Annotated in this window: 18 protein-coding genes and 2 tRNA genes; 18 read left to right on the forward strand and 2 right to left on the reverse strand. The window is 44.2% G+C overall.

All coding sequences use genetic code 11. The features are described 5' to 3' along the window. Window positions 1-6: 6 nt before the first annotated feature. Window positions 7-2040: an excinuclease ABC subunit UvrB gene (uvrB, locus tag VGD82_RS04230; protein ID WP_331019201.1), complete on the reverse strand. Its 2034-nt coding sequence runs from the start codon at window positions 2038-2040 to the stop codon at window positions 7-9. A gap of 243 nt (window positions 2041-2283) precedes the next feature. Here uvrB and VGD82_RS04235 point away from each other — a divergent pair, with 243 nt between their 5' ends. Both VGD82_RS04235 and VGD82_RS04240 read left to right on the forward strand, forming a co-directional pair. Beyond that, a complete protein-coding gene (locus VGD82_RS04235; protein WP_331019202.1) occupies window positions 2284-3291 on the forward strand; it encodes a trypsin-like peptidase domain-containing protein in 1008 nt (335 codons plus the stop codon). Window positions 3292-3454: 163 nt separating this feature from the next. After that, entirely contained in the window at window positions 3455-4657 is a 1203-nt protein-coding gene (locus VGD82_RS04240) for a pyridoxal phosphate-dependent aminotransferase (protein ID WP_331019203.1), read from the forward strand. Window positions 4658-4726: 69 nt separating this feature from the next. Here VGD82_RS04240 and VGD82_RS04245 read toward each other — a convergent pair whose 3' ends face one another. Then, the gene (locus VGD82_RS04245; protein ID WP_331019204.1) at window positions 4727-6061 is read right to left on the reverse strand and encodes an AsmA-like C-terminal region-containing protein; all 1335 of its coding nucleotides are present in this window, start codon (window positions 6059-6061) and stop codon (window positions 4727-4729) included. Window positions 6062-6135: 74 nt separating this feature from the next. Here VGD82_RS04245 and VGD82_RS04250 point away from each other — a divergent pair. The 16 genes from VGD82_RS04250 (at window position 6136) to VGD82_RS04325 (ending at window position 21162) form a co-directional block, all read left to right on the forward strand. After that, window positions 6136-6211: transfer RNA gene (locus VGD82_RS04250), tRNA-Asn, on the forward strand. A gap of 52 nt (window positions 6212-6263) precedes the next feature. Further along, a tRNA-Asn gene (locus tag VGD82_RS04255) sits at window positions 6264-6339 on the forward strand. Between the two features lie 120 nt (window positions 6340-6459). Next, window positions 6460-7815, forward strand: coding sequence for a leucine-rich repeat-containing protein kinase family protein (locus tag VGD82_RS04260; RefSeq protein WP_331019205.1), 1356 nt, complete (start codon window positions 6460-6462; stop codon window positions 7813-7815). A gap of 13 nt (window positions 7816-7828) precedes the next feature. Next, complete coding sequence (locus VGD82_RS04265) at window positions 7829-8293, forward strand: YhcH/YjgK/YiaL family protein (protein WP_331019206.1); 465 nt, start codon at window positions 7829-7831, stop codon at window positions 8291-8293. Between the two features lie 299 nt (window positions 8294-8592). Next, window positions 8593-10296 carry a GspE/PulE family protein gene (locus VGD82_RS04270; RefSeq protein WP_331019207.1) on the forward strand — a complete coding sequence of 568 codons (1704 nt, stop codon included), beginning with the start codon at window positions 8593-8595 and terminating at the stop codon, window positions 10294-10296. Window positions 10297-10302: 6 nt separating this feature from the next. Further along, complete coding sequence (locus VGD82_RS04275) at window positions 10303-11529, forward strand: type II secretion system F family protein (protein WP_331019208.1); 1227 nt, start codon at window positions 10303-10305, stop codon at window positions 11527-11529. Window positions 11530-11535: 6 nt separating this feature from the next. After that, window positions 11536-12003: a hypothetical protein gene (locus VGD82_RS04280; RefSeq protein ID WP_331019209.1), complete on the forward strand. Its 468-nt coding sequence runs from the start codon at window positions 11536-11538 to the stop codon at window positions 12001-12003. Window positions 12004-12032: 29 nt separating this feature from the next. Beyond that, window positions 12033-12575 (forward strand): prepilin-type N-terminal cleavage/methylation domain-containing protein, encoded by a 543-nt coding sequence (locus VGD82_RS04285; protein WP_331019210.1) that lies wholly within the window; start codon window positions 12033-12035, stop codon window positions 12573-12575. Between the two features lie 159 nt (window positions 12576-12734). Next, window positions 12735-13184: a prepilin-type N-terminal cleavage/methylation domain-containing protein gene (locus tag VGD82_RS04290; RefSeq protein WP_331019211.1), complete on the forward strand. Its 450-nt coding sequence runs from the start codon at window positions 12735-12737 to the stop codon at window positions 13182-13184. 66 nt (window positions 13185-13250) lie between these two features. Then, window positions 13251-13709, forward strand: a complete 459-nt coding sequence (locus tag VGD82_RS04295; RefSeq protein ID WP_331019212.1) for a pilus assembly FimT family protein — start codon at window positions 13251-13253, stop codon at window positions 13707-13709. Next, window positions 13699-14373: a type IV pilus modification PilV family protein gene (locus tag VGD82_RS04300; RefSeq protein ID WP_331019213.1), complete on the forward strand. Its 675-nt coding sequence runs from the start codon at window positions 13699-13701 to the stop codon at window positions 14371-14373. The genes VGD82_RS04295 and VGD82_RS04300 overlap by 11 nt, the downstream gene beginning before the upstream one ends. After that, window positions 14357-15340, forward strand: coding sequence for a type II secretion system protein (locus VGD82_RS04305; protein WP_331019214.1), 984 nt, complete (start codon window positions 14357-14359; stop codon window positions 15338-15340). The genes VGD82_RS04300 and VGD82_RS04305 overlap by 17 nt, the downstream gene beginning before the upstream one ends. Beyond that, window positions 15337-15786, forward strand: a complete 450-nt coding sequence (locus VGD82_RS04310; RefSeq protein ID WP_331019215.1) for a hypothetical protein — start codon at window positions 15337-15339, stop codon at window positions 15784-15786. The genes VGD82_RS04305 and VGD82_RS04310 overlap by 4 nt, the downstream gene beginning before the upstream one ends. A gap of 37 nt (window positions 15787-15823) precedes the next feature. Further along, window positions 15824-19294 (forward strand): DUF6701 domain-containing protein, encoded by a 3471-nt coding sequence (locus VGD82_RS04315; RefSeq protein ID WP_331019216.1) that lies wholly within the window; start codon window positions 15824-15826, stop codon window positions 19292-19294. A 162-nt stretch (window positions 19295-19456) separates the two neighbouring features. Then, window positions 19457-20407 carry an agglutinin biogenesis protein MshI gene (locus VGD82_RS04320; RefSeq protein WP_331019217.1) on the forward strand — a complete coding sequence of 317 codons (951 nt, stop codon included), beginning with the start codon at window positions 19457-19459 and terminating at the stop codon, window positions 20405-20407. Then, window positions 20404-21162, forward strand: coding sequence for a PilN domain-containing protein (locus VGD82_RS04325; RefSeq protein ID WP_331019218.1), 759 nt, complete (start codon window positions 20404-20406; stop codon window positions 21160-21162). The genes VGD82_RS04320 and VGD82_RS04325 overlap by 4 nt, the downstream gene beginning before the upstream one ends. The last annotated feature ends 10 nt before the right edge of the window (window positions 21163-21172 follow it).

Raw genomic sequence — 21172 nt, forward strand, 5'->3', positions numbered from 1 at the left:
ACATTGCTAAACAAGGTCTGGCATTTCTGCACCATAAAATTTAATTCTGAGCTTTTTAAGTTGATCCCTAAAGTCCGCGGCCTTTTCAAACTCCAAGTTTTTGGCGGCATCGTGCATGGCTTTTTCCAAACGCTTCATTTCTTTAGTGATTTGTTTTTCGCTTAAAGATTCGTAATTCGCTTGGTCTTGCAACGCCTTACGCTCACGTAAGGCTTCATCTTTATCATAAACACCATCAATAATATCTTTAATGTGCTTACTAACTCCCTTAGGAGTAATACCATGCGCTTTATTGAACGCCATTTGCACGCCACGCCTGCGCTCGGTTTCATCCATCGCCAACTTCATGCTGCGCGTGATTTTATTGGCGTAAAAAATGACCTGCCCATTCAAATTACGTGCGGCACGCCCTGCTGTTTGAATCAAGCTACGCTCAGAACGAAGGAAACCTTCCTTATCTGCATCCAACACCGCCACCAGAGACACCTCAGGGATATCCAGACCTTCTCGCAGCAAGTTAATTCCAACCAGCACATCAAACTCACCCAAGCGCAAGTCTCGAATAATTTCCACACGTTCTACGGTATCAATATCACTATGTAAATAGCGTGTTTTTACGCCATGTTCACTTAAATAATCTGTTAAGTCTTCAGACATGCGCTTGGTAAGGGTTGTCGCCAATACCCGCTCACCAACATCAACACGTTTTTTGATTTCACCAAGCAGATCATCCACCTGTGTATCTGCTGGCTTGACGATGATTTCAGGGTCAATCAAACCGGTTGGGCGCGCAATCATCTCCACCACTTGCTGCTGATGATTTTTTTCATACTCCGCTGGGGTGGCAGAAACGAACACACTTTGGCGCATGATGCGCTCAAACTCTTCAAATTTTAACGGCCGATTATCCAGCGCAGATGGCAAGCGCCAACCATAATCCACCAAGTTTTCCTTACGCGAGCGGTCACCTTTATACATCGCGCCGATTTGGGGCACGGTCACGTGACTTTCATCGATAATCATTAAAGCGTTATCCGGCAAGTAATCAATCAGTGTTGGTGGCGGATCACCCGGGTTACGTCCAGATAAATGACGCGAATAGTTTTCAATGCCTTTACAAAAACCAATTTCGTTAAGCATCTCAAGGTCAAAGCGAGTGCGCTGTTCAATTCTGGCAGCCTCTACCAATTTATTATCTTTAAGATAAACACTTACGCGATCTTTAAGCTCATGCTTAATCTTTTCCATCGCGCGTATTGTGGTCTCGCGCGGTGTAACGTAGTGGCTAGATGGATAAACGGTATAGCGCGGAATTTTATTAAAAACTTGGCCGGTCAACGGGTCAAACAAAGTGATTGATTCAATTTCATCATCAAACATTGAAATGCGTACCGCGGTTTCATTATTTTCGGCCGGGAAAACATCAATCACATCACCGCGCACACGAAAAGTACCGCGTGAAAAATCAAATTCATTGCGGTCATACTGCATGCCTACCAAGCGCTGAATCATATCGCGCTGCGCTATTTTCTCACCCACCTGCACATGCAGCACCATGCCATGGTAATCAGTCGGGTCGCCAATACCATAAATAGCAGACACCGTTGCAACGATAATACTATCTTCACGCTCAAGTAGCGCTTTAGTAGCAGAAAGCCGCATCTGCTCAATATGCTCATTGATACTGGAGTCTTTTTCAATAAACAAATCACGCGATGGGACATACGCTTCTGGTTGATAGTAATCGTAATAACTTACGAAATACTCAACAGAGTTATTGGGGAAAAACTCTCGAAACTCACTATATAGCTGCGCTGCCAATGTTTTATTTGGCGCCATCACAATCGCAGGCCTACCGGTACGTGCAATAACGTTAGCCATGGTGTAAGTTTTGCCCGACCCCGTTACCCCAAGTAAGGTTTGAAACTTCAGCCCGTCATTCACACCTTGTGTTAGCTTCTCGATAGCCTGAGGCTGGTCACCAGCAGGAGGAAAAGGCTGATGCAATTGATATTTACTATTAGGAAATGTAACGAACACGTTATGCTTTATATAGATATAAACACTTAAATTTTAACAGAAATTTATACAACAACCCTCAACAATCTCACCCACCAACATCCTCAGACTGGATTAATGCGAACTTTGCCAAAAATAGGCGGTCATTTAACAAAATAATAAGTGTAAAAATTCACAACAACCATCAATCATCAAGCTGCCATTGATTACCCGCTCCTCTGGGTTTATCTAAAAATATGCAGCAATTAACTTTTGGAGTAGTTTATGCGTGGATTTATCCTGCTTGCCGCATTAATGAGTTTTGCACAAACGTCTTTAGCTTTAGATCAGGCAAAAGTACTTAAATCGTTACAATCAGTAGTCATGATACGGGGTTATAACAGCAGCGGAGGTTTAGCATACGGCTCCGGTGTTGTTGTGGAAGAAAACAAAGCAATTACCAACTGCCACATTTTTCGCAGCACCAGCGCACCGTGGGTGACGCGTGGCGAAGACACTTATGAAATTGAATCTGTACAGGCAGACCGCTGGCATGACTTATGTCTGGTCACAGCAAAAATGCCGTTTACACCAGCGCCTATTGGCAGCAGTGACAATATCAAAAGAGAGCAGGAAATATTATCAATTGGACACTCTAACGGTGTACTTGTCCCAATCACATCTTCAGGGGTGATTAAAACAACCTACAACTTTGATGGTGGTAAAGTGATCCGCAGTAGCGCAAAGTTTTTAATGGGCGCAAGCGGCAGCGGCATATTTGATACGGATGGCAATTTACTTGGTATCAATACATTTAAAACACCCGGGCGCCCTGCTTACTTTTACTCGCTTCCTATTGAGTGGCTGGCAAATTTAAAGAAATTGCCGGCGGAAACTAAATTCCCAATCACTGGCAAAGCTTTTTGGGAGGACGATGACGATAAAAAGCCATTTTTCATGCAAATGGCCATTCCAGAAATCAACCAAGACTGGCCTAAGCTAGAACAAATTGCAAGCAGATGGACCGAAACCTATCCTAAAGACACCGAGGCATGGTTTGAACTGGGCGTAGCGCAAGAGAAACTTAATAAACTGGATGAAGCAAAACAATCATATTTAAAGTCTGTAGCGATTGATGCCAATAACACTAGTGCACTTTTCAGGCTTGGGGTTATTGCACAATCTCAAGGTGATAAAAGTAGCATGTCGTCCATCAACTCCACGATTGCCAAAATTGATGAAAATCTAGCCAAAGAATTTAGTGAAATGCTAGGTTGCAACATCCACTGCTAACTTAGCATAACTTCAACGCTAACCAATCAATTCAAGACGGCATACATTTGCATGCCGTCTTCTTGCACTTTTTAGACTCTGTGCTATTCCTAATCCACATATTTGTGCGTAAAATGGCGGCAATTCAACCGGTTACATACAAATTTGTCTTAAGGAACAGACCTTGTCACACTCCGTATTATCCCAACGCGTTTTATCAATCAAAGAATCGCCAACTTTAGCCATTACAGCTAAGGCAGGTAAATACAAAGCTGAAGGTCGAGACATTATCGGCTTAGCGGCTGGTGAGCCAGACTTTGATACGCCTCAACATATTAAAGATGCGGCCAAAGCAGCGATTGACGCCGGCTTTACAAAATACACCCCAGTTGCTGGTATTCCTGGGTTGAAAAAAGCAATTGTTGCAAAATTCAAAAATGAAAATGGTTTTGACTACGCACTGAATGAAGTGATTGTAGGCGTAGGTGGTAAACAAACTATTTTCAATCTGTGCCTGGCTGTACTGAACAAAGGCGACGAAGTGATTGTTCCTGCACCATACTGGGTATCGTATGCAGATATCGCATTGGTAGCAGAAGCCACACCAGTGATTATTGAATGCGGTATTGAACAAGGGTTTAAACTGACAGCAGCACAACTAGAAGCTGCCATCACTCCTAAAACCAAATTGTTTATGATTAACTCACCGTCAAACCCGACGGGCGCAGTGTACACACTAGCTGAACTACAAGCATTAGGTGAAGTTTTACTTAAACACCCACATGTTTTAGTGGCAACAGATGATATGTATGAGCACGTAAACCTAACCGGCAACAAGTTCTACAACATTTTAAACGCTACACCAGCTTTAAAAGACCGCTGCATTGTGCTTAATGGTGTTTCAAAAGCTTACTCAATGACCGGCTGGCGTATTGGTTATGCAGCAGGCCCTGCTTACATCATTAAAGCGATGGAAATTTTACAGTCACAATCCACCAGCAACCCGGCCTCAATCTCACAAGTAGCGGCGCAAGCTGCACTTGAGGGTTCTCAAGAATGTATCGTGCCTATGGTGACCGCATTTAAAGAGCGCCATACTTATGTCGTTAATCGCTTTAATAGCATGCCGGGATTAAGCTGCCTGATGGCTGGAGGCGCATTCTATGCGTTCCCTGACGCTCGCGGCGCAATTGACACCTTATTTAAGGCTGGAAAAATCAAAGCTGCTACTGATATGGCGTTAGCTGAATATCTGCTTGAAGAGTTTGATGTTGCTGTTGTGCCAGGCTCAGCATTTGGCGCAGAAGGTTACTTTAGAATTTCGTTTGCAACGTCAATGGATAATCTGCGCAATGCGTTGGATCGCATTGAAAAGGCACTGCAATAAGGTAGCAATTGATTAGCAACATGGCTTACACCATGTTGCCCAATACAAATAAAGGCTTATTTAAAACGGTTAATCGTTCTTAAATAGGCCTTTAAGCTTATCTATAGCACCAGCAGCTTTAATCCCCACACTGGTACCTAGTCCGGGACCTAGAATTGCTGTGCCGGCAACAGCGCCAGCAAGCGCCGCCTTAGAAGGCAAAACCACGGGATTATCTACCGTGCCGGATATATCCAGCGGCACCGCAACCAAACTCACGCTGCGCTTAATCTCCACCTCAGCTGTGCCATCCAGCGTTTTATTTTCCGCAATCACAACCTGCCCGCTACCTGAGAGCAAACCTGAGCTGAGTTTAAGGTTATTTAAATGATATTGGTGACCTTTCAAATTAGCCATGCCAGAAAAATCATCAAAAGATGTTTCACCACCAGCCGTCTGCTTGGTTAATAAGCTCGCTACCTTAATTAAATCCAGACCATGCAATACACCGTCATGCACTTTAAATGTAAATTCTGCATTGATGTTATCCATTAACCTATCGGCATCTTTTGCTGCGCTTGAAAAAAGGCCATTACCCGACAACTGACCACTCAAGTAAACAGTCTTACTGATTAACCTACTCGGCTCTTTAACGGCAAGCCCCTCAACTTTCACTTTACCGTTACTACGCCAACCTTTTTGCCACGACATATTGAGATTAGCATTGACCTTACCACCATATAGCTCCATCTCGATACGCGACACATCTAACCGATCCGCTTTTAAGCGTGCGTCTAAGGTAGCTTTATCAATCAACAACGGCAAACCTACTGGCAATGTCCACTTTTCAGCATCAATAGAGATCAAATACTCGCCTTGCTCAGGCGTCACCTTAGCGCTTAAAGCACCATCGACAGACTCAAGGGTTGCGGCACTTAGTTGTTGATCATGCAAGAAGCTGATTTCAGCATTGAGCGCTGGCAACTTCAGGTTTGGCCAATCAAACTGCAATGCATTTACATTAACGCGCCTGACATTAACCATATTAGGCTCATTGTTCGAGTTAGGCTTTTTGTCAGCTAATGCCAACATAATATTTAGTGCAGATTTTTTAACGATAGGCTTAGTAATACTAATATCAACCACTTTGGTTGCAGAAAACATTGTAGTTAAAGACGGAATAATGGCGAAATGCTCAATCTTTAGCGCACTCCCCTCACCTACATTGACACCACTGATAACAACGCGCGGACTAGGCAGCAACAGCAATCGACCTAATTCAATCGTCACTGGCACCCCTAATTGGTCGCTTGCTAGCTTTTCTGCTTCATTTAGGTAGGTTTTAATGGGAATGAAAAAAGGTAGAATAATCAACACGCTAATTAAGATAAAAATTCCGATTAATATTTTTTTATTTTTTTTCATGAAAATAACCTAAAAATTAGCTAGTAGCGATTGACCAAAGGGCGCTCGGTAAGTATTATAGCGCCTTCACCGATTCCTCAATAGCTCAGTCGGTAGAGCGCCGGACTGTTAATCCGTAGGTCCCTGGTTCGAGCCCAGGTTGAGGAGCCAAAATTTTTGCTTTGCATAGTCGCAAGGCTTGATTTCAAGTGACACCACCGATTCCTCAATAGCTCAGTCGGTAGAGCGCCGGACTGTTAATCCGTAGGTCCCTGGTTCGAGCCCAGGTTGAGGAGCCAAATATACGAAGCCTTGCAGAGATGCAGGGCTTTTTTATTTTCTGACGCTTATGCTAAGCTCAACTAATCCAGATCGTGTTCACTAGGCCAGAATAAATTAATCTGGATATATCATTAATAATGCACCCCCTTTCTTTATTACGCGATGGCAAACTAACCGGCATTAAACGCCTTGATCTTGCTTGCCAGTTAACTGAGTTCCCTAGAGAAATCTTTCAATTGAGTGACTCTTTAGAGATACTTAATTTATCAAACAACTCTCTAACCAACCTGCCCGATGACTTGCCTAGCCTGAGTAAGTTGCGCATTATCTTTTGTTCAGAAAACAACTTTACCGAACTGCCAGAGGTGTTAGGCCGCTGCCCTAATCTTGAAATGGTTGGCTTCAAATCCAATCATATTAGTAAGGTATCAGCATCCGCTTTACCAACGAAATTACGTTGGCTGATTTTAACTGACAATAAAATTAGCGAATTACCTGATGAGTTAGGTAATTGCAAAGCGCTGCAAAAACTAATGCTCGCTGGAAATATGCTACGGGAGCTACCGGCATCCATGGCCAATTGCACTCAATTAGAACTACTCCGTATTTCAGCAAATCAATTTACAACCTTGCCTTATTGGCTAGTTTCGTTACCTCGCCTTGCTTGGTTAGCTTACGCAGGAAATTCACTTACTAAAGCATATGAAGCTGCAGCAATCAGCAATCAAAAGATTCCGCAGATTGATTGGCACAGTCTTGATGTTCAGCAGCAACTAGGTGAAGGTGCGTCTGGTACTATTTACCATGCTACCCATCAGCTAAAAGCCTTAACCTCACCTGTTGCCGTGAAAATATTTAAAGGTAAGGTCACCAGCGACGGCTTACCAAGCAGTGAAAAATCTGCGAGCATCGCAGCCGGTGCACACGCTGCGCTGATTCCAATCATTGGCAATGTAACCGGGCACCCTGCTGTAAAATCTGGGTTGCTGATGTCTTTAGTCCCGCCTAGTTTCGTAAATCTTGCAGGACCACCCAGCTTAGAGTCATGCACGCGTGACTGTTACGCAGAACAAATCAGGTTTAGTTTACCTTGTCTTCTCAGCATTGCCCTAGGCATTGCCAGTGCGGCGCAACATCTTCATATGCAAGGCATCATACATGGTGACTTATATGCGCATAATATTCTTTGGAACGAGCACGGCGATTGTTTGCTGGGAGATTTTGGCGCAGCCTCGTTTACCCCTCAACATGATGTGCAACTGGCAGCTAGCTTGGAGCGCATAGAAGTGCGCGCCTTTGCTTGCTTGCTTGAAGAACTGCTTGAGCGTTGCCACGCTCAACCTGAAAATCAGCACATCACAGATGCTTTAGGTATACTTCAGCAACGCTGTGCTCAGCCAGAAGTAAGTATGCGACCTCTTTTTAGTGAGATAACACGCAGTTTGACGGCACTAGCCCAGCGGGAAAACAATTCAGCAGTTATTAATCAATAAAGGTTGATTCTTAATGATTTTAGATACGATTACAAACGCGCATCGCTACGTTACTTTACACCCTTTATTTGCAACGGTATTTGACTATATACAAAGCACAAATCTACACGCGCTGATGCCCGGCAAACACCCTGTTGCTGGCGATGATTTATTTGTCATTATTGAACGAGTGCAAGGCCGGAGTAGAGAATCCACACAACTAGAATGCCACCGCAAATATATTGATATTCAATTAGTGCTAGATGGTTTGGATGAAATGGGCTGGAAGTCTTTGCCCGACTGCCAAAACCCTGTGAGCAATTACAATCCTGATTACGATGTGCAGCTATTTAATACGATGCCAACCGCATGGGTCGCTACACCAGCAAACTCTTTTTGTATTTTCTTTCCTGAAGATGCACATACTGCATTAGTTGGTACAGGTAGCATCCATAAAGCGGTGTTTAAAATAGCAGTCAATCCTGAAAGTAGAATGTAAGTCTACTTGCCATCGTCACTAACGTGATGCGTTTACCATGGCCTGCGTTTAATCACTGCATAAAAGGCTAAATACAGACTGAATAATATATAGTGCATCACGCAGACCTATATTCCATGCACATGACGATAAATACCACTGGGCTTATTGCACATTCAATACGTTCGGTGCAATATACAGCGTATATAAATAGTAAGAGTAAATTTATGTATGCTCAGGAAAAATTCAATTACGTGCCAAGTTGAATAACCAATCGTCACAAAACAAAAAATTAATAAATGAATAAACTTGAGGTTTAAATGGCACGTCCTGAAAAGATTCGCCTTGGTGAAGTGTTAGTTCAGCAAAATCTGATTTCTGCTGACGACTTAAATAAATCGCTAGAAGAGCAAAAACGCACTGGCCGTAAACTTGGCCGTATTTTTGTAGACAGCGGCTATGTGACAGAAACACAAATTTCTGAAGCGCTCGCACATCAATTAAAAATTCCTTACATCAATATTCAGCAATTTAGCACCAAAACCGAGGTAATTAACAAATTGCCAGAAGCGCAAGCTAGACGCTTCCGCAGTGCCGTTTTGGAAGATAGGGGCGCCACCTATTTGGTTGGCATGGTTGACCCAACAGACCTGTTTGCCTACGATGAAATCGTTCGCATTCTGCATAAGGACATTGAGCTTGCAGTTGTGCAAGAAAATGCGCTTCTGCAATTGATTGACCGCAGCTATCGCCGTACCGACGAGATCTCAAACTTAGCGATGGAGCTTGGGCAAGACCTAGGCGACACCGCCATTGACTTTGCTGCACTAGGCATCACTGGCAACAGTGAAGAGGCGCCAGTTGTTAAGCTATTACAAACCATTTTTGAAGATGCAGTGCAAGTTCGCGCATCAGATATCCATATTGAACCGCAAGAAAACAAGCTGCACATACGGTTTAGGATTGATGGCGTCATGCACTTGCAAACAGAGGCGGAATTGAAAATCACCTCTGCCCTAGTGTTGCGCCTAAAGTTAATGTCTAGTCTGGATATTTCAGAAAAACGCCTACCGCAAGATGGCCGCTTTGCATTAAAAGTTAAACAGCAACCTGTTGATGTGCGTATATCCACCATGCCTACGCAGTATGGTGAATCTGTTGTGATGCGTCTGCTAATTCAAAATAGCAGCAACTTCGCATTAGATAAGCTAGGCATGCCGCCAGATATGCTGGAGCGTTTCCGTAAGTTAATTCACCGCCCTAGCGGTATGGTGCTGGTAACTGGCCCAACTGGTAGCGGTAAAACAACCACACTGTATGCCGCACTCAATGAGCGTAACTCTTCTGCTAACAAAATTATTACCGTTGAAGATCCGGTTGAATATCGCTTACCCGGCATCAACCAAGTACAAGTTAACGAAAAAATTGATTTAGACTTCTCACGCGTATTGCGATCAGCCTTGCGGCAAGACCCTGACATTATTCTTGTGGGTGAGATGCGCGATCAGGAAACAGCACAAATCGGCCTTAGGGCCGCGATGACTGGCCATTTAGTGTTATCAACATTACACACTAATGATGCCACCAGCACCCTAATTAGAATGATTGATATGGGTGTGCCCCGTTACATGGTAGCAACCTCAATCGTCGGCGTTGTTGCCCAGCGCTTAGTTCGCCTGCTGTGCGAAGGATGCACAGAACCCTACGAACCGTTACCGTTTGAGCATGCATGGCTGCGATATGAAATAGGCCATGAAACCGAAAAACACCAATATGCGCACGGCAAAGGCTGCAGCCTTTGCAACGGCACTGGCTACCAAGGCCGACTTGGCGTGTATGAGCTACTAGAGATGAATAACGACCTAGTTGATGCGGCCAGTCATAGCGACCCTAATCAATTCATTAAATTAGGCCGCCAAAACATGGCTGGTAAAACGTTACGTAAAAGCGCAATTGACCTAGTGCTAGCCAAGCGTACAACGATTGCTGAAGCTATGCGCATCAACAATCAGTTTGAGGAATAAAGTAGCATGCCATTGTTTGCTTACAAAGGTAGAGACAGCCAAGGTGCATTGGTAGAAGGCACCTTGGAAAGTACAGACAGCAGCAATGTCGCCTCACAGCTATCTAGCCTCAATATCACCCCCATAGAAATTAAGTCCCAATCTGCAAAAGCAACATCCAAAGAAATAAACCTCAGTTTATTTCAGGAGAAAATTAGCACACTAGATGTCATGCTGTTTAGCCGGCAAATGTATACCTTACTTAAAGCCGGCATTCCTATTATGAATGCACTTAACGGCTTGCAAGCGTCCACACAAAACAAGGCTTTTTCTTTAGTAATAGGCAATGTACGTGAAAGCTTAGCAGGCGGCCGTGAGCTATCTGTAGCGCTGGCACAGCACCCTAAGGTTTTTTCCAGCTTTTACGTAAGCATGGTGCGCGTAGGCGAAAGTACTGGTTTATTGGATAGCGTATTTTATAGGTTATTTGAACACCTAGAGTTTGAACGGTTTATGCGCGACCAAATTAAAGCCGCGTTGCGCTACCCTACTTTTGTGGTGATTGCGATGGCAGTCGCCATTGTGGTGGTGAACTTATTTGTTATCCCAGCCTTTGCTAAAGTGTTTGAAAGCTTTGGCGCTGAGCTACCTTTGATGACGAGAGGCTTGTTAGTATTCTCGGGCTTTATGCAGGCATCGTGGCCCTATTTATTAGCCCTAGTGGCTGGTGCGGCATTTTTATTTCGCTCATATACGGCCACTAGCGTAGGCAAACTTAACTGGGATAGCTTTAAATTAAAAATACCTATTGCCGGCAAAATTGTGCACAAAGCGACCATGGCTCGCTTTGCCAGAAGTTTTGCGCTCTCTAGCAAAAGTGGTGTGCCGATTACCAACGGGTTAAAACTTGTGGCACAAACGACAGATAACGATTATGTAGGTAGCCGTATCGATCAAATGCGAGAAGGCGTGGAGCGTGGCGAAAGCATATTACGCACCGCAACCAATAGCGGAGTGTTTAACCCTATCGTACTGCAAATGATTGCAGTGGGTGAAGAGTCCGGCTCGCTAGATGATCTCATGGAAGAAATTGCCGACATGTATCAGCGTGATGTTGAATATGAAATTAAAACCCTAGGCGCTCAGATTGAACCCATCTTAATCGTATTCTTAGGGGTCATGGTATTGATTCTGGCACTAGGCATATTCTTACCAATATGGGACCTTGGCAACATTGCACTGCACAAAGGCTAATACTCCGTGCTTGTTTTGTTAAAAAAGCACAGTGCTGGTGCGCACCGGTTTGATTTTGCCATCACTTTGACAGTGATTAGTATATTGGCAACATTGTTGCTTAACAGTTTGAACCGGGCGCAGGTGTCAATTGAGCAGATGACCAGAGACGCCGAGCTTAATAATATAAGATTGGCCATTGCAGAAAGCTGGGTACATAAACAAGTATCTCATCAGTCAATTAATATAAAAGCGCTGGTAAACACTAACCCGATGCGGTTTATTAGCGAGCAGCCCAAAAACTATATTGGAGAAATATCAGCCAAACCGCACGGTTTATATACGGTTTGGTATTTCGATATCAATAGAAAACAGTTAGTATATGTGCATAGCGATGCTACCGAAGTTCGGTATGCACTGATCAACACCGCAAGCAAAAGCAGCTCATCAAAATTGAGTGCTGGCGGTTTGGATTTAGCGCAAGTAACAAACTAAATCATTTTTGTTAAAAAAAGGAAATAATAATGCCTAGCAAAATTAAAGGTTTTACCCTCATTGAATTAATTGTGGTGATTATTATTCTTGGTATTTTGGCAGCAGTTGCCTTGCCTAGATTCACTAACCTACAGCGAGATGCCCGCATCGCAAAACTAAATGCAGCCAGAGGCAGTGTTGCCGCAGCGGCAGCATTAGCCCATGCAACAGTATTGGCCAGAAACAATATCGCTGACACAACAGCTTGCCCAGGCGGAGGCACTGCAAACAACAGCAACGGAGCAACCGGCACCGTATGTACTGAAAATGGCATTATTAACCTAGTAAATGCATATCCAGCAGCTTCAGATTTTGGCACTGCCGGTGTACTGTCAGCCGCAGGCCTTACAACTACATTTAACCCAACCCAGACACAACTACAAGCAGATGGCTACAACTACATCGGTACCGGTGGCGTTGGTACGTTCCAAATCCAAGGTGCACCTACCCCTGCACAATGCCAGTTCACTTATACTGAAGCAGCGGCCAATGGTGCGCCAGTGATTACGCCAATTGATCCGACTGGTTGCTAACTGTAACAACCCCTAAGAAATTTAAGAGGCGCTCTACATTATTTAGATAAATACCCGTTAAATACTTAGTAGGGATTTTATTTAATGGTTACAAGCATAAATATCTTAAATTTATAAAAAATTATTTAACACCCCGTAACGTATTAAGGAGTTTTAACAATGAAACAACAACAATCTGGTTTCACCCTAGTTGAGTTAGTAGTGGTGATTGTCATTTTAGGTATTTTGGCTGCGACTGCTTTGCCTAGATTTATCAACCTTACTGCTGATGCACGGATTTCTGCGGTTAACGGTATGGCAGGTGGATTGCGCGCTGCTGTAGGTGTTGCACAAGCACGATACTTTGCTACAGGCAATAACACTGCAACAACAGTGGATATGGTAGGTGCTACAGGTGCTGGCTCAAACGTTACTGTTACGGCTGGGAGTGGAATTCCTGTAAGTACTACTGCAGGCATTGGTCGCGCAATTTCATCTACCGATGGATTTAATGTTGTCTATGCCGCACCAACTGCAACATTTCAACCAACTAATGGCGGCAACGCAACATGCCAAGCAAGTTACAATGATGCTACCGGTGCAGTGACTGTAACAACCACTGGTTGTTAGTTGCTTTCCTAATAGCCGCTTAAGCTAACTACTTTAGGCACTAATGCAACGTATATTCGCTCGAGCATGCGTCAATTAAGAGGCTTTACTGTTGTAGAACTAGTAGCAGTGATTGTGATTACAGGCTTAATTGCCGCAATTGCTGCTCCGCGTTTTATTGGTAGAGACGCTTTTGATGCAAGGGGTGCTTATGGCACCCTGATGTCAGCTTTAGTCTATGCACAAAAAACAGCCATCGCACAGCGCACCACAGTTTTCACTAATATTGATACCACAACTAGAACCATCTGTTTAGGCTACACCAACAATTGCAGCACTCCTGTACTCGACCCTGCCACACGAGCCGCATATGTTAAAGTGCTACCCAACAATGTCATAGTGACAGCCAGTACTGCTGTAATTGGCTTTGACGGCTTAGGTAGCCCATCACCAAATGCTGTTGCAACCTTCCAAATTCAAAATGCAGTGACCTTAGAGCCTGCACGTACCATTACAGTAGAAGCAGAAACCGGTTATGTCCGATAAGCCTGACCATCTAGCACCGCTTACTCGTAAAGCTGCTCCATTAAAACCGTTCGGATCACCTACTGTGGCGCAAGTTGGAATTGTACAACGAGGGGTTACTTTGGTCGAACTGGTGGTATTTATTGTAATTATGGGCGTAGCATTAGCCGGCGTGCTAAAAGTACTGGAAGTCACCGGGCGTAATAGCGCAGACCCGCTAGTAAGAAAACAAGCTTTATCAATTGCAGAATCACTATTGTTAGAAATTCAGCAGCAGCCTTTTACACTTTGCGACCCAGATGATGCTAATGCATCAGCCGCAACCAGCACCACCGATTGCACTACACAAACACAGGATACAAACCCCGCTGGCGCTGGAGCTATTACCGGGCCGTTCCCTAACAGTGAAAATCGCTACAGCAATATAGACCCTTTTGACAATGTTGCAGATTATGGTGGCTTTACCATGCCGAATGCTCAGTGTGCTGGCATTTGCGGTCCCGACAGTAACACGCCAATTGCAGGTTTAGATGCATATGCGGCAGCTGTCACCATTACCCGAGACGGCGCGACTTTAGGCCTAAACAACGATGCTGCACTAAGAGTTAGCGTGCGCGTCACAGGCCCGGCCAACACCGTGGTCACATTATCAGGTTACAGAGTTCGCTATGCGCCCAATATATAAGAGCCAACTCAAACATAACGACTTACCTGTGCTTAAGCTACAGGCGCATGGGTCTGCTCACTGCGCATTGCAGGCCGGTCAGCGCTTAACAGCTAAAAAGCCATTGGCAACTAAAATGACAGTTAAGCCTAAACGCACAGCCAGCAATCACTTTGCCGTTACTCAGGGCTTCACATTGGTTGAGTTGGTAGTTGTAATTACAATTGTTGGCATACTTGCCGGTGGCGTAGCATTATTTATTGGCAACCCTACCCAGTCTTTTTTTGATAGTGAACGACGCGCAAGCTTATCAGACCGTGCTGACACAGCTTTACGCCGTATGTCTAGAGACATCAGAAATGCTCTGCCAAATAGTGTAAGAATCACGACCAACGGTGCTGATAGCCTACTCGAGTTTACACCAGTAGAGCTCGCCGGGCGCTACCGAGCGTCTGTGGGCAATGCGCCTGCTACTGATAACCCTTTAGATTTCTCAATCCCTACTGACAACAATTTTGATGTATTAGGCGTGCCAATGACTGTTACAAACAATCAGTCATTAGTCATCTACAACTTAGGTATTCCAGGGTCTGATGTTTACGCAGGTACCAGCAGACGCACACTCAATGCTACGACTAATGGCACCATTTTGACCTTTACAGGCAGCAGCTTTCCACTTGCTTCACCTTCTAGCCGTTTTCAAGTGGTCGCTACGCCAGTGACTTATGCATGTGATATGACTAATCGCATATTGTGGCGATATCAAGGTTATGCGTTTCAGGCGGCTCAGCCTGCCAGCATTGCCGCGCTTGATGGTTTATCTGGCGTTCAGCGCAGTCAACTTGCCAATAATTTAGCCAACTGCCAAATCACCTACACAGCTGGCGTATTGCAAAGGTCAGGCATTGTTTCTGTCAATATCAGCCTTACAGAGGACACAGCCAGAGTAACGCTGATGCATCAAATCAATGTGGCTAACTCACCATGAATAAACACTACGCACGTGGATTTTTGCTGCCTGCCGCCATCTTCTTGCTGGTCATTTTGGCTGCGCTAGGTGCTTATGCTTTAAATATAAGCAGCATACAACAGGCAACCTCTAGGCAAGATACACAAGGCTCTCAAGCTTACCAGGCGGCGCGTGCAGGGCTGGAGTTGGCAATATTTCAAGTACTGGCACCGGGCACAGCAAATCTGGTGAACTGCCCTGCTCCAGCCAACATTAATATTGAGTCCTACGTGGTAGCTATTACATGCACTCAATCTGTAGATTACTTTGAACAAGGTACAGATCGCACTATTCGTGTCTTTGAGATCACATCCACGGCAAGCTCTGGGGTTGCTGGTACAATTGAATACAGTGAGCGCCGCTTGCAAGCAACCGTAAGCAAGTGCCGTGCAACTGACACCACACCAGCCAGCCAGTGCAATTAGAAAAAATAATATTGATGGTAATTTGGATTAATTATTAATGAACTTTCGGTTTCTTATTTTAATATTAAGCTTAGCGCTATCATTAATAAGTAGCCCTGCGCATGCTGCAACTTATGCATACAGAAATGATAGTTTTAGTTATGACACCCCTTCAGCTACCGCCACTACCGTTGCTTGGCATGCCACTGGAACTTCGCCAGCCTGTACCACTTACCCTCTAGGTGATGATGACTGGGCAGACATTAGCTTTCCGTCAGGGTTTAAGTTCACGTTTGGTGGTGTTGATTACACTAGTGTCAGAATTTACTCCAACGGCATCTTAAATTTTGGTGGCGACACTTCAGGCTACCATCGCAACTATTCAAACTTAGCACTTCCTATCACATCAAATGCGCTGGCATTTACTGGCTGCTCGCAAGGTATACCAACCAACATTATGCTGCCTTACTGGACAGATATCGTTGCTGGCACTGGGAACAATACAACTGGCGCTTCTGTAAAGTATGAGCTCATTACTGACCCGGTAACGAATCAAGATCGTTTTGTGATTTCATGGGTAAATGTAAAGCTGTACAACACCACTACGCGCTACAACTTTCAGGTTGTACTTTATGAAAGCAATACCGGCGTTAACGGCAACTTCAAATACAACTACACAACCGGCAGTAGCACAGGCTCCGCCGCTACTGTAGGCGTACAGTTAAGCACTACCGACTCCACGCAATACTCCTACAATCAGGCATTTATCGACACCACCAATGGCACCTCTATCTTATGGTACCCAGCAAACCAGTTAGACCCAAAAACTGCCGAATATCGATTTGATGAAAGCATTTGGGCTAACACCCCCAATGAAGTTAAAGACACATCTGGCAATAGCCAAAATGCATCTGTGGTTGGACTGGTTACTAATGTAGCCGCAGGTAAACTTTGCCGTGGTGGCAGCTTTACCAATAACACATCCAATACAACAATAGATGCAATTGCTACGCCTATTGTGCCGGGCAACACTGGCTCGGTAGACATGTGGTACAAATCGAATGTAGTGTGGAACGCCGGATCTTCGAATGCAACATTTTTTGATGCAACTAAAATTGCAGCGCAGCCTTTTTTCTTTATGAAGCTAGCAAATGGCAGATTAAGGTTTGCAATTACCGACAGTGCAGGCACAGTTCTTACTGCAGAAACCTCAACGAGCCGTAATTTTGCCGCTAACACCTGGCATCATGTGGGAGTGAGTTGGAACATCAAGCCTGGTAGTAATCAGACGGTTTTACAGATATTTCTTGATGGTGTGTTAGAAACAACCAATACCACCACACCATATCGCTCGACCTCCAGTGGCAATATTACAAACTTAAGCTCAATCTATATTGGCGACAACCGCACATCTGGCGTTACACCCAATACTGGCACGCCAAATGGCGCTAACGGCACTATTGATGAGGTGTATATATATTCCAGAGATATTAGTGCAACACAAGCTGACGCGGATATGAATATTGTACGCACAACTTGTACATCACTAGACCACTTTCACATTGTACATAGCGGACAAGTTGTTGGTTGCAACCCAGCAAATGTCGTAGTAGAAGCCCATGATGCAACCCATGCGCTATTTAGCCTAGCTGGCACCACCATGCAAATTGCAACCAGTACCAGCCATGGCACTTGGTCCAGCATATCAACCATTAACCCTGTTAACGATACCGGTAATGGAACAGCTAACTACACCTTCAGTAATGAATCTCGTATCACGCTAGGCTTAACCAACGGCTTTAACGAAACGCTTAATATCAACTTAGCATCAGGCCTTATCAGTGAGGCAAGCGGCGCAGGTGCGATTTGTCTTCCTCAAGACTATACCTTTGGATCTACCTGTGACAGCAACCTTACTTTTTTAGAAGCTGGTTTTTTATTTGATGTGTTGAATCATGTTTCAGAGGTCAGCCAAACTGTTACCATCAGTGCAGTTAGAAAATCTAATAATAGCCTAACGTGTACGCCCGCATTTGCCAGCGTTAACAGAAACATCAATTTCACTTGTAGCTACAGCAACCCAGCCACAGGCACTATGCCAGTGAGGGTTGGCAATAAAGCACTAAACTCCGGCAATAGCACAGCAGCGGCCTGTGACACTAGCGGCCAAAATGTCAGCTTAAGCTTTAATGCTAGTGGTGCTGCCACCACTACGGTGCAATATGCAGATGTAGGCAATATGGCACTCACCGCCAAAATCACCACTGGTGGGTTAAATATGACGGGGTCTGATAACTTTATTGCAGCGCCTGCCGCTTTTGCATTTTCAGCCATTACTGCCGCTCCGATTAAAGCTGGCAGTAACTTTGGCGTTACAGTTACTGCTCAAAACTCGGCAAGTGCTACTACCCCCAATTTTGGTAAAGAAAGCACAGCAGAAGGCGCTACACTGAGTTTTAACAAATGCCAGCCATCTGGCGTAAATTCGGTCAGCGGCAGCTTTACAGGTTCATTAGGCACATTTACAAACGGCGCAGCAACAGCCACTACGCTAAAATGGACTGAGGTTGGCAACGGAGATATCACGGCAACTTTAACCAGTGGCAACTATTTAGGTTCCGGTATAACGGCAAGCAGTAACACTGGCAATAGCGGCACCTCATGCAATGGTGCTGGTAATGTTGGCCGCTTCATCCCTGATCATTTTGATACCATCGTCACACAAGGGTGTAATGCAGGAAACTTTACTTACTCTGCGCAGCCATTTAGTGTGCAAGTTAAGGCAATGAACGCGCTTGGGAATGTAACGCAGAATTATGACGGCACAGCAAATACCAGCCCTAACTTCTCCAAGACCACAACATTGAGCGATGGTAACGCAGTTACAACCGGCTCACTTTTAAACAACAGTATACTTGCAACTGCTTTTTCACAAGGCATTGCTAACCCTACCCCAAACTATACATTTAACAGCGCTCTTACCTCACCAGCAACCATTAAACTAAGGGCTATTGATACAGATGCCGTAAGTTCTGCATCTGGCATCATAGAAGGCAGCACCTTGGTACGCAGTGGCCGTATACGTATGCAGAATGCCTACGGCTCTGAACTGCTAGATTTACCAATGCCAATGGTAGCGCAGTACTGGAACAATGGTTCGTGGGTGCTGAATAGTAATGATGCATGTACCACGGGGGTGAGTTTAATCTTAACTGATCCTAACCCAGCGGATGGGCTAATACCTAGTGAAGTGTGTGTTATAGATAGCGGCAGCCCAGGCAATAGTGGTTTAGGCTGCTCTACTGCAGGTATTGCATCCAAACGGTTCAGAGAGCCTCCAGGCAATGGCAACTTTAATCTAATTCTCAGAACGCCGGGTGCTGGCAATACAGGCTCAATGGATGTAACTGCAACCGCACCCGCTTGGCTTAGATTTAACTGGACAGGGTCAGGAAACACTAACCCTAGCGCACGCGCCACATTCGGCTCTTATAAAACCCCAATTATTTACATACGAGAGAGATTCTGACCCTAGTATCTAAATTAAATAAACGCACGTTTAATCAAACAAATTGAAAATTAAGAAAAAAATCATCAATAAATCATATATTACAATAAGTTACGACACACAACTTAATGTAGTATATACTGTTTAAAAACGACAAGAAATTTTGGTATAGATTAAGCGCTCATGATGAAGTTTTTTACTAAGAAAAAATCGCAAGGATGGCTGTGTATCGAGCACTCAGTGCGCAGCACGCAACTTGCTCACGTGGTTCAAACACGTGACCGTAAGCCTTTGGTAAAAATGACACTTTCACAATTAAACAACACCAAAGAAGCTTTCGATATTGAGTCCATTACAGCAGATGCTGACCTAGATTTAAATACCTTTCATTGCGCTTTGCTAATGAAGCAAGGCGAGTACCAAATATTTCAGATTGAAAAACCCAACGTTCCTTATAATGAATTAAAACAGGCAATTGGCTGGAAGCTTAAAGACATGATAGATTATGCCGTTGAACAAGCAACGGTAGATGTGATCCACATCCCTTTTGATGACACTAAATTAAACCGGCAATCCTATGTGTATGCAGTGTCAGCCAAAAATAGTGTAATTAGCAACTATATGCAGCCATTTGCAGACATTACCAAATCTGGCTTAGAGGTCATTGATATTCCAGAGATGGCGCAAAGAAATATCGCAGCATGTATTGAAGAGGAGAATCGAGGCCTAGCTTTGTTGTCTATCAATGCTAATGGAGGCTTGCTTACCTTTACAGCTAATAAAGCGCTATACCACGCCAGACAGATTGAGTTAAACACAGACGCCATTTCTAGCGAAAATAGCGAGCAAAAATCTAATATTTTTGAGCGATTTGCGTTAGAAATTCAGCGCTCTCTGGATAACTTTGAACGTCAGTTTCCGCAACTTGCAATTAACAGATTAGTCCTCTCCCCCTTTGTTGGGCGTGAGGACTTTTATGATTACCTCAGCTCTTATTTATATATTAAAGTTGAGCGTTTGGATTTAGCTGATATTTTTGACTTTGAAGGTGGCGCAAAACTCAACACTTTAGAGTCTCAATCCTTGTTCTTCCCTGTATTGGGTGCTGCACTACGCGACGGGGGCGAACTGTGAGTCAACAGATTAACCTCATTAACCTTGCCTTAATCAAGCAAAAACAGTTTTTAACACTTAATAGCATGGCTGCTATGCTAGGTGTAATCACAGTCGCAATGCTAGCTTATTACAGCTATGTTAAAAGCGAAGTTAGCACTCTAAGTTTGCAGCGCCAGCAAGCTGCTAACGAGTTAATCAAAACACAAAATGAACTTAAAGCAATCACGGCATTACACACACCACGTGATAAAGACACTGCTCTTGAAAAGCAAATTGCGGCGCTTGAAGAAAGCGAAAAAGTACAGCAACAGATACTTAATACACTTAACCAATCAAGCAACACACCTGCAAATAGTTACGCAGCATTAATGCGCGCATTTGCCAAACAAAACATTGAAGGCTTGTGGCTAACGGGCTTTAGTATAGATAGTCAAACCGACACACTGAATATTCAAGGCCGTGCACTGCGTGGTGATTTAGTGCCACAGTACATTAATGGCTTAAGCAACGAGCCTGCGTTAAAGGGTAAATTATTTTCTGGCTTAAATATCAGCGTGCCTAAAACAGCTAATACACCAGCGCCAACCATAGCTATCAAGCCAGAAATAGCGGCAGAAAAAACTAACACAAAGAACAACACATTAACCATTACAAACGAGCCTAATTACATTGAGTTCTTATTAGAGTCTAAACTAGATAACACATTGACCACACAAAATAGTAGCCCACTTAATAACGCAAACCCAACACCAACAACTGGAGGTAAACCTTGAAAGCTGCTTT

Source organism: Methylotenera sp. (assembly GCF_036401095.1).
Lineage (GTDB): Bacteria > Pseudomonadota > Gammaproteobacteria > Burkholderiales > Methylophilaceae > Methylotenera.